Annotated in this window: 12 protein-coding genes; 8 read left to right on the top strand and 4 right to left on the bottom strand. The window is 61.0% G+C overall.

Going from position 1 to position 9,396, the window contains the following annotated elements; all coding sequences use genetic code 11:
• Window positions 1–8 precede the first annotated feature (8 nt).
• The 7 genes from ABR948_RS24695 to ABR948_RS24665 all read left to right on the top strand — a co-directional run bounded on the left by ABR948_RS24695 (window position 9) and on the right by ABR948_RS24665 (window position 6,553).
• A complete protein-coding gene (locus tag ABR948_RS24695; RefSeq protein ID WP_428123064.1) occupies window positions 9–107 on the top strand; it encodes a hypothetical protein in 99 nt (32 codons plus the stop codon).
• Window positions 108–578: 471 nt separating this feature from the next.
• Entirely contained in the window at window positions 579–965 is a 387-nt protein-coding gene (locus tag ABR948_RS24690; RefSeq protein WP_428123061.1) for a hypothetical protein, read from the top strand.
• A 114-nt stretch (window positions 966–1,079) separates the two neighbouring features.
• Entirely contained in the window at window positions 1,080–1,520 is a 441-nt protein-coding gene (locus ABR948_RS24685; RefSeq protein ID WP_428123059.1) for a Spy/CpxP family protein refolding chaperone, read from the top strand.
• Between the two features lie 164 nt (window positions 1,521–1,684).
• The gene (aspT, locus tag ABR948_RS24680) at window positions 1,685–3,391 is read left to right on the top strand and encodes an aspartate-alanine antiporter (protein ID WP_428123058.1); all 1,707 of its coding nucleotides are present in this window, start codon (window positions 1,685–1,687) and stop codon (window positions 3,389–3,391) included.
• A gap of 24 nt (window positions 3,392–3,415) precedes the next feature.
• On the top strand, window positions 3,416–5,014 hold the full coding sequence (locus tag ABR948_RS24675) for a bifunctional aspartate transaminase/aspartate 4-decarboxylase (protein ID WP_428123057.1): 1,599 nt from the start codon (window positions 3,416–3,418) through the stop codon (window positions 5,012–5,014).
• Window positions 5,015–5,145: 131 nt separating this feature from the next.
• Window positions 5,146–6,108, top strand: coding sequence for an arginase (gene rocF, locus ABR948_RS24670; protein ID WP_428123063.1), 963 nt, complete (start codon window positions 5,146–5,148; stop codon window positions 6,106–6,108).
• A 175-nt stretch (window positions 6,109–6,283) separates the two neighbouring features.
• Window positions 6,284–6,553 (top strand): hypothetical protein, encoded by a 270-nt coding sequence (locus tag ABR948_RS24665; RefSeq protein ID WP_428123056.1) that lies wholly within the window; start codon window positions 6,284–6,286, stop codon window positions 6,551–6,553.
• Here the strand turns inward: ABR948_RS24665 and ABR948_RS24660 are convergent.
• A complete protein-coding gene (locus ABR948_RS24660; protein WP_428123055.1) occupies window positions 6,550–6,735 on the bottom strand; it encodes a hypothetical protein in 186 nt (61 codons plus the stop codon). The genes ABR948_RS24665 and ABR948_RS24660 overlap by 4 nt on opposite strands.
• A 283-nt stretch (window positions 6,736–7,018) precedes the next feature.
• Here ABR948_RS24660 and ABR948_RS24655 point away from each other — a divergent pair, with 283 nt between their 5' ends.
• Window positions 7,019–7,270, top strand: coding sequence for a hypothetical protein (locus ABR948_RS24655; protein WP_428123054.1), 252 nt, complete (start codon window positions 7,019–7,021; stop codon window positions 7,268–7,270).
• Between the two features lie 8 nt (window positions 7,271–7,278).
• On the opposite strand, the gene ABR948_RS24650 is transcribed toward ABR948_RS24655, so the two are convergent.
• The 3 genes from ABR948_RS24650 to ABR948_RS24640 form a co-directional block, all read right to left on the bottom strand.
• Window positions 7,279–8,166, bottom strand: coding sequence for a TauD/TfdA dioxygenase family protein (locus ABR948_RS24650; protein ID WP_428123053.1), 888 nt, complete (start codon window positions 8,164–8,166; stop codon window positions 7,279–7,281).
• A gap of 88 nt (window positions 8,167–8,254) precedes the next feature.
• Window positions 8,255–8,680, bottom strand: coding sequence for a hypothetical protein (locus tag ABR948_RS24645; protein ID WP_428123052.1), 426 nt, complete (start codon window positions 8,678–8,680; stop codon window positions 8,255–8,257).
• A 197-nt stretch (window positions 8,681–8,877) separates the two neighbouring features.
• The coding region (locus ABR948_RS24640; protein WP_428123050.1) for a Crp/Fnr family transcriptional regulator at window positions 8,878–9,396 on the bottom strand (519 nt) is incomplete at its 5' end.

The following is a 9,396-nucleotide window of genomic DNA, read 5'->3' as shown; positions in this document are numbered from 1 at the left end:
CGCATGAAATCCGCGCGCCCGTCACCGGCGTGCTGTCGAAGATTTTGGTGAAGGACGGCGGATCTGTCGAGCCCGGCACTGCCGTCGGCACCATCAGCCGGCTCTGACCAACGCTACCCGTATCCCTCCTGGCACACGCCATTCACATTCCTGTTCGCATCAAGCCCCGCGGGTCGAGCGTCGGCGGACCTGATCAAACGAGACCGCAACAGCTTGACGTCCATTTTTTGAACGAAAGGGTCATCAGATGAATCGCTATCGAGTTGCAATAATTAAGTCGGACGGCGGACATAGTTGATGTGGATCAATCTGACCTTTTCTTGTGGCTCTAGGTTTTCTTCACGGAAGACAGCGAGCGCCAAACGCTCGCAGGGCCACATCATGATGATTGAACATTCGTTATGTGGCTCGAGCTCACCCCCGGGCGTCATATTTCAGAACTCCGATCAGTGCCTGCCCGCTGCGGATTTACCGTGCTGTTTTCCGGACTGACCGCGGAGGCGGTTCGGCGCCCGCACGACCCAGGAACAATCACAATGTCCACATCAAGTCGTTCACGTTAGGAAAGGGATTATCAGATGAATCGCTATCGAGTTGCAGCAATGGTCGGCGCCGGAATGATGTTCATGACGGCGCCCGCTTTGGCTGGCGTGATCAGCATCAGCAGTCCGCAATCGTTAAGGCCTGACTCGCAGGTCGAGCAGATCAGATACGTCAATCCGGGAGCCATTATCGGCGGGGTGATCTCCGGCGTGCTGGGCGGGGTGGTCGGCGGCAACTGCTATTTCAACGACTGCGGCTATGACAACGGCCCCTATTATGGCGGCGGCGGTTATGGCGGTGGTGGCGGCAGACGCGGCGGCGGATTCCATGGCGGCGGTCGCGGTGGAGGAGGCGGTCACGGCGGTGGTGGCCACGGCGGCGGCGGTCACGGTGGCGGCGGACATGGCGGCGGCAGAAGGTAAAGCCTCAGAGCCTTCGGTCAGTTGCCGTCAAGCGCACGGTGAATGGCCTCGGGCCGAGAGCATGTGAAATTCGAATTCAATTCGCCAACAATCAATCCTGTACAGGAGCATGAAATGCGGAAACCGAACTTTTCGATCGTGATCGTCGCTGCAGCGGCCTTTGCCGTGACCCTGGGTCCGGCGGCAGCGCAAGCCGGGCCAGGTCACGCGCCTTTCGAGCGGCTTTGCGCCGAGCGTGGCGGGCCTACCCACCATCCCGAGCTGGCGGATCGGCTCGCCGAACATCTGGATCTGAACGACGCGCAAAAGGCTGCCTTCAAGGAATTCCACGAGGAGCGCCGGAAGTCACTTGAGGCGGCGAAGGCAACTCTGTGTGCCAACAAGCCGGACCTGTCGTCCTTCGAAGCCCGTCTGGTTTTCGGCCAGAACTTCCTTGAAGCGCGGCTCAACGCCTTGAAGGCGGAAAACCCGAAGCTTATCGCATTTTACAACAGCCTCGACGCCCGCCAGAAGGCCAAGTTCGACAGGTTCCGCGAACGCCACGGCCGCGAATGAATCGAAAGCGACGCGCCTCCCGCTAGCGGAAGGCGAGCGGTACACGAGGCGGCGAATCCGCGGGAATCGGAATCGCCGCCGGGACCGTCATTGCAATCTTGCATTCAATCCTGATGAGGCCCGATCCATCCCATCACCCTCGTATCGATCCTTGAAAGACGCAAATGGACCTGTTGCACCGACTGGTTACCGCCGAGCCGTTGCTCGCTCTGTTCGTTACCATCGCGCTCGGTTACCTCGTTGGGAAAATCAAGATCGGCAGTTTTGTGCTGGGTGGCGTTGCGGGAACGCTGCTGGTCGGCGTCGTTATCGGGCAGCTTGGCGTCAACATCGACAATGGCATCAAGGGCATATTTTTCGCATTGTTCATCTACGCGGTGGGATTTCAGGGCGGTCCGCAATTCTTCCATGCGCTGAACCGTCGTTCGCTGAACCAGCTCGCTTCCGCCTTCGTGATGTGTTTCACCGGCCTGCTCTGTGTGCTGGGAGCGGCGTGGTTGTTCGGGCTCGACCGCGGCATGGCCGCTGGTCTCGCTGCCGGCGGCCTCACCCAATCGGCGATCATCGGTACCGCCGGCGACGCCATCGGCAAACTCGGGCTCTCGCCCGAGTTGATCAAGACCATGCAGACCAACGTCGCGGTGGGCTACGCGGTTTGTTACATCTTCGGCTCGCTCGGTCCGATCATCATGGTGAGCTGGTTCCTGCCGATCATCATGAAATGGGACATCCGGGCGGAAGCCGTGAAGCTGGCGAGCGTGCTGTCCGGCGGTCACCCCGAACTCGACCCAGGTCAATTCAACGCCGCCCGGCCAATCGCAACCCGCATTTATGAAGTCGCGGCGATCAGCAAGGCGATCGGAATTTCGACGCTGGCGATTGACCGGCAAATCTCCGATGCTTCGGTCGAAGCCGTCTATCGCCAGGGCAAGGAACTTGAACTCGGCGATACGACCATCATTGCGGCTGGTGATCATGTCGCGACCACCGGGCCGATCGTGCAGCTGGAAGCTGCCGCCATCTTGCTTGGTCACGAGGTCAGGCCACCGAACGGCCTGTTGCTGGTGCAGGAGAACCGCGAGATCATTCTCACCAGTCGTGCGCTCTGCGGCCGCACCGTTGGAGATATCCACGATCAGGTCAACGTCGAAACCCGTCACGGCGTATTTCTGACGGCGGTCAAGCGCATGGGGCTTGATCTGCCTGTGCTCAGCAAGCTCGAGCTGAAGCGCGGCGACGAACTGCATTTCACCGGGAGTCCTGCCGATCTCAACCGGGTGCAGGCGAAAATCGGCTACGAGATCACAGCCGCGGCCGTGACAGACTTCGTTTTCTTCGGCATCGGCATGCTGATCGGCTTGCTGATCGGCCTGATAGAGTTCCGAATCTGGGGCATCCCGATTTCAATCGGCAGCGGCGGCGGCTGTTTGCTTTCCGGCCTGCTGTTCGGCTGGCTGCGCGCGGTGCATCCGAACTTCGCGGCGCTGCCGGTCGGCGCTTCTAATTTTCTGCGCGATTTCGGTCTGGCGGTTTTCGTCGGAATTGTCGGCATTTCCGCGGGCCCTCAGGCGCTGGTCGCTATCGAACATTACGGTCTGACGCTGTTCTTCCTCGGCGTCGGCGTCACGCTGATTCCGCAGATCGTCACGTTTTTCTTTTCCTACCATGTCCTGCGCATCCGCAATCCGATCGAGGCGCTGGCCTGCGTCGCCGGCGGCCGCAGCGCCAACCCGGCATTTGCCGCGCTTCTGACCAAGGCCGGCAACGCAACGCCGGTGGTTTCGTTCACGGTCACTTACGCCGTGGCCAACGTGTTTCTGACGCTGTGGGGACCGCTGATTGTCGGCATCATCGCGAAAAATGCATCGTAATTAATCAACCTTGAGGAATCCGTCATGCTGGATCGCAATTTCAAGCAATTCGCCACGCTGAGTCCGTTCGAGCTCAAGGACAGACTGATCGAGATTGCGTCCTCGGACGCGCAACGGCTGATGCTGAATGCCGGGCGCGGCAATCCAAATTTTCTGGCGACCCTGCCGCGCTGGGCGTTCCTCAGTCTCGGCGAGTTCGCGCTGCGTGAATCGGAGCGGTCCTACTCGTACCTGGACAGCGGCTTCGGCGGCTTGCCCGAGCACGATGGCATCGTGCAGCGCTTCGATGCCTACGCGGTCCATCATCGGCAAACCGACGGGGTGCGCTTTCTGCGCTCGGCGATTTCCTATGTCAGAGATCAGCTGGGTCTCAACCAGGATGCATTCCTGTTCGAAATGGTCAGCGCATTTCTGGGCAGCACCTATCCGACGCCGCCGCGGATGCTGCGTCATACCGAGGAAATCGTCAAAGCCTATCTGTCCCAGGAAATGTTCGGGCCGCTGCCGCCGAACGGTGCCTTCTCGGTGTTCGCCACCGAGGGCGGCACCGCGGCGATGACCTACATTTTCCAGAGCCTGCGTGCGAACAGCCTGATCAAACCCGGCGACAGGATCGCGATCGCGACACCGATCTTTTCTCCCTATCTGGAAATTCCGGTGCTTGGCGATTACCAGCTGGAAATCGTCGATATCCGGATGGACCGCCTTGACGACTGGCAGTTGCCGCAAGCCGAAATCGACAAGCTTCTGGATCCGGCGATCAAGATCTTCTGTCTCGTCAATCCGAGCAACCCGCCGTCCTCGAAATTGTCGGACGCCGTTCTCGACCAGCTGGCGGCGCTGGTGATCAAGCGGCCGGACCTGCTGATCGTGACCGACGATGTCTATGGTACGTTCGCGGATGATTTCGTTTCGTTATTTGCGAAATGCCCGCACAACACCCTTTGCGTCTATTCATTCTCGAAGTTCTTCGGCGCCACGGGCTGGCGGCTTGGGGCCATTGCCTTGCATGAAGACAATGCCTTCGACGCGGCGCTGGCGCGCCTTCCCGAGCCGACCGCGGTTCTGCTCGACGCCCGCTACAGTTCGCTGACCACGACGCCGCGCAAATTGCGGTTCATCGACCGGTTGGTCGCCGACAGCCGCGCCGTCGCGCTGAACCATACCGCCGGCCTGTCGGTGCCGCAGCAGTTGCAGATGGCCCTGTTCGCGCTGAGCGGGTTGATGGACCGCGAGCATCGTTACAAGGATGCGGCCAAACAACTGATCCGAAAACGCTACCAGACGCTGTACAGGCACATGGGGGTCAGCGCGCCGCACCAGATGAACGACGTCAACTACTATTCGCTGATAGATTTGCAGGAAATTGGCGGAATGCTGTACGGACCGGAATTCAAGGCATGGTTCATAAAAAGCGACATGGGTATCGACTTTCTGTTCCGCCTCGCCGATGAAACAGGCGTTGTGCTGTTGCCCGGCAACGGATTCGAGGTCATCGATACCTCGGCCCGGGTCTCGCTCGCCAATCTGACGGAAATCGAATACGCCTCGATCGGGAAATTCACCCGCCAGGTGCTCGACGAATGCCGGAAGGATTTCGAGAAGCGCGTCGTGCTGCAATAGTGTCGCGGCCGGAGCAAAAGCGCCGGAGGTCTTCACCAACAATGCGGCTATCCACGGCTTTCTTGCCTTCGGTCTGTCTTTTGCCGGCCATTCGTTGCAAATAAGGAGATCACCCCGGAGATTCTCCCGTGATCGAACCATCAGACACACCGAAGCCGATTGCCGTGCTCGGTTCTCCCATCGAGATCGGCGCGTCGCAACGTGGAACGCTGATGGGGCCGGCGGCGCTGCGAACCGCCGGGTTGGTGACCCTGCTGCATGGATTAGGCTTTGACGTAAAAGACCACGGCGATCTCAGGGTCGACGCGGTAGCGGAGCTCGACGACGCGCCGCCCGACAATGCCAGGCATTACCGGGAAATTCAGCGCTGGATCCGGACCCTGAGCGCGCGGGCCTATGAGTTGGCGCGCTCCGGCGTCATCCCGATCTTTCTCGGCGGCGATCATTCGCTGTCGATGGGTTCGGTGAACGGGATCGCGCGCCATTGCCGCGAAGCGGGCCGTGAGCTGTTCGTGCTGTGGCTGGACGCGCACACCGATTACAACACCCCGGCGACCACGATCACCGGCAACATGCACGGGATGTCGGCGGCATTTCTGTGCGGCGAGCCGGGGCTCGACGGCCTGCTCGGCGAAGAGCCGCGGGCCTCGATCAGCCCCGACCAGCTGGAAGTGTTCGGCGCCCGCTCGATCGACAAACTGGAAAAGGACCTGCTGCGCGAACGCCGCGTCAGCGTGGCCGACATGCGCCAGATCGACGAATTCGGGGTAGGGGTGCTGATGCGCCGCGTCATCGACAAGGTGCAGGCCCGAGGTGGCGTGCTGCATGTCAGCTTCGACGTTGATTTTCTCGATCCGGGCCTCGCACCCGGCGTCGGCACCACGGTACCCGGCGGTGCGACCTATCGCGAGGCGCATCTGGTGATGGAGCTGCTGCATGATTCCGGACTGGTTCAATCCCTCGACATCGTGGAACTCAATCCGTTCCTCGACGAGCGGGGCCGCACCGCACGCACGGCCGTGGAACTGATCGGGAGCCTGTTCGGCCAGCAGATTACCGATCGGCCGACCCCTACCAATGCGATCGGACGTTAGAGCATGATCCGGAAAAGTGGGAACCGGTTTTCCGAAAAGATCATGCTCAAACAAGAAGATGAGCGACGGGCATGATTCAACCCAGTTGAATCATGCTCTAGCGCGGAACCACGGAACCTTCGCCGCCGGGCGCGATTGACCTCATCGGAGCAATCGTCAGGCGAGGTACCTTATTATGGACAAAAATCAGCCGAAGCGATCGCGCGTCCCTGTGATGGTCGCGCTGGCCGTCGCGATTTTCGGGATGCTCGCGATGCTGGTGGTCGATCACGGCCCGTGGAGTCGCGCGCACGCGCAGGCCGCGGATGTCGCCAATTACCACACGACGGGAGCCGCCGCGCGCGCCGCCGGCGTGCAGATTGCGCCGACCGACCCCAAGCCGGAACTCGAACCCGTGGCGCCGGGCCCGAAGCCCGCCCAACCCGCCAGCCCGATCACGCGCTAACGCATGCTGACAAAGGTGCCCCACAGGGCCGCGAGAATGGCGCCCACGAAAACATAGGCCGGATTGTCGCAAAACGCGCTGCCGTATCGGCACATCTGGTCGCCCAGCGTGCCGATTTCATGATGGTCGGCGGCGTAAAACAGGCCCGACAGCACTAGCAACGCAGCGGCTACAAAATTCATCACATGCCCTCCGTGCAGGGAACGATCATGCCGAATTTCCGGCACGGTCGACGTCGGTTTGGCGTCCACCGTGCATAACCAATGATCTGAGCGCATTGTTGTTGCGAAGAAGGAAACGAAATCCGAAGACTTTTCAGTATCTCTGTCAATATTCCAGACCGTTACGGCTTTTGCTGGTCCCATAACGGACCGCGGTGTGAACGAGTTCACATTCGCCGCCCGCGTAAAATGCTATTCGTGCAAACGATATTATCGGCGGCGATATCAGCATCTGGAGGCTGACATGCTTGGAGACGGCGACGACGCGGGTCACTGTTCCAGCGGATTGTCTGCGGAACGTTATCACGAGGACAGCGCGGAGGACCGCGCTACCTTTCGGGTGTGGATGCGCGGCGTGATCGTGTTCTACACCAGCGTCCTCATGCTATCCGGCCTGGTTGCGATCGTGAGCACTGGGGATGTCGGGGTGAGGCGGCTGACAAATCTCTACGCCCAGGCAACCGCCGGGCCGCCCCGGATCGCCGGGCAAAAATAACAGCCGCGCTATTCGGCCGCCTGCGAGGACGGCGAGCGCATGGTGGCAACGCCGTCGGCTTCAGTGGCGGAGATCGTGGTGCGCACCATCAGCCGCGCTTCATGCGCCGGCCATGGCCGGCCGCGATGCATGGTCGCGCGGTTGTCCCACATCACGACGTCGCCCTTGCGCCACTGGTGCATGTAGCTGGTACCGGGCGCGGTCGCGGCCGCCATCAATTGCTCGATCAGCTGTTTGCCGGCCACAGGCTCCATGCCTTCGACCGCATAGGCGTGCGAGGCGAGATAAACAGCGCCGCGGCCGTTGACGGGATTTTTCCACACCATGCGCCAGCATTGCGGCGGCAGCGCCGCGCGCTCCTCGGGGCTGGCGAGATCCGGCGTGATCTGGCTGCGCGAATGGGCGTAGTCGTGCCAGGCAAAGGATTTCTCGAGCCGTTCGCGCATGGGCGCATCGAGCCGCTCAAAAGCAAGACGCGTCGAGACATATTCGGTTTCGCCGCCATGCGCCGGGATGATGCGCGCCGACAGGATCGAGGTCAGCGCCGGCACGCGCTTGAACGAGGAATCCGTATGCCAGAGCTGGTTGGCCTTGCTGCGCAGCGAGAGTCTATGATCCGGCGGGACGACCTTGCCGTCCGGGCCGATGGTGCTGAGAATCACAAAATGCGAGCCGGTGCCTATGGTACCGACCTTGGTCACCTCAGGGGGCCCGAAGCGGCGCGAAAAGCCGAGCTGGATGTCGTCGGTGACGTCCTGGTCGCGAAACACCAGAACCGAATGTTGCTCGAAGGCGGCGCGGGCCGCCGCATAGGCTTCATCGTTCGAGGCGATATCCGAAAGTGTGACGCCGCGCAGCTCGGCGGCGAATCCCGGACCCAACGGGACCACGTCCATCGGCAAGTCCTCCCTGTTTGTTATTGCCGGCAAGCCTACGACAAAACCAATTCGCCGGCAACGCGGCCCGCGTTTTGTTTGGCCCGACCTAAGGCCTTCGCCCGCGCAGGTTGCCTTGCTTGATCGCGACCCAATGACCGATACATCCGTCGGATCGATTGAAGGTTCCTGAACCGGTATTTCCCGACAATTGCCCCACTGCCGTGAGGGTCAATCCGTTTCCGGCTCCGACCGAATGCAACGTGCCGTCAGGGTCAACCTGTCCGCCGCCGCCCCTGACGAAAATCTTCCCGCCGATAATTTTCGCACCCACCGTGCCCGCGTTGGGACATCCGGCGCCGGTGAACGTCCATATCCCGTCGAAATTCTGGCTGTCCTCTTGCTGCATCGCAGGCGGCGGTTGTTCGGTTGTTCGTTCCGCCTTGTCGCCAGATTCGGAAAGGAATGCTAACCGGACGCCCGCAGCGACGGCGTCGCGTGATGCAGCCCGTGCGTCAGACGGCGCCAGCGCCAATATCAGCGCGGCGCACCACAACGCAGCGGTCCATAATGATTTTTGAATGAGATCCGTCAAGGCGGTGCTCTTCGAAAAAATGGTGCTCGGCGTCCAATATAATTGCCGACGAGGATGCGGATCGCAAGCGTCCGATCAGCCTGTCGGCCGGCGCAAGCCGATTCCGGACGGCCCGGCTATTGCGCTTTGCGGCGTGCTTATTTGGTATTGCCCGTGGTCGCGGCCTGCTGCTGCGCGATCTTGTTCTGCGCGACAATGCCCTCGAGCCGCGCGATATTTTCCAACAGGCGCTGGCTGGTCAGGACCAGGAAGTAATAGCCGAATTGCGGGTTCTGGAAGTAGATCTCGAGCAGCTTCTCATAGGTGATGGTCAGCACGTGGCCATCCTCGGTGCATGCGACCGTCGCGGTGCGCTTGTTGTCGGGCGACAGGAAGCCGAGTTCGCCCATCAGGCGTCCCGGCGGCAGCGCGACGTTGATTTCCTTGACCAGGAAGCTTCCGGTGACGGTCATGAACATTTCGTTGGCGGCATCATCCTTCTTGAACACCACATCGCCCTTGCGATATTTGCGCTCGGTCATGAACGGCTTCAGCCATTCCATCGAGGTGTCGCCCTGCGTGGCGCTGCGCGCCTTCTTGACGAGGTTGAGCATCTGGCGAAGCCGGATGGCGTTGATGGGAACCAGCAGCAGATACAAAAGCAGAGTCTTGACGTC

Origin of the sequence: Bradyrhizobium sp. (genome assembly GCF_050014615.1) — a bacterium.
Classification (GTDB): Bacteria; Pseudomonadota; Alphaproteobacteria; order Rhizobiales; family Xanthobacteraceae; genus Bradyrhizobium.
The sequence above is the reverse complement of the archived record's forward strand: the minus strand, read 5'-3'. Positions and strand labels throughout refer to the sequence as shown.

Coding starts and splice junctions, on each gene's coding strand:
- ABR948_RS24690 (WP_428123061.1), top strand. CDS start 579: ATGAATCGCTATCGAGTTGCAGCAATGGTCGGCGCCGGAATGATGTTC.
- ABR948_RS24685 (WP_428123059.1), top strand. CDS start 1,080: ATGCGGAAACCGAACTTTTCGATCGTGATCGTCGCTGCAGCGGCCTTT.
- aspT (WP_428123058.1), top strand. CDS start 1,685: ATGGACCTGTTGCACCGACTGGTTACCGCCGAGCCGTTGCTCGCTCTG.
- ABR948_RS24675 (WP_428123057.1), top strand. CDS start 3,416: ATGCTGGATCGCAATTTCAAGCAATTCGCCACGCTGAGTCCGTTCGAG.
- ABR948_RS24665 (WP_428123056.1), top strand. CDS start 6,284: ATGGACAAAAATCAGCCGAAGCGATCGCGCGTCCCTGTGATGGTCGCG.
- ABR948_RS24660 (WP_428123055.1), bottom strand. CDS start 6,735: ATGAATTTTGTAGCCGCTGCGTTGCTAGTGCTGTCGGGCCTGTTTTAC.
- ABR948_RS24655 (WP_428123054.1), top strand. CDS start 7,019: ATGCTTGGAGACGGCGACGACGCGGGTCACTGTTCCAGCGGATTGTCT.
- ABR948_RS24650 (WP_428123053.1), bottom strand. CDS start 8,166: ATGGACGTGGTCCCGTTGGGTCCGGGATTCGCCGCCGAGCTGCGCGGC.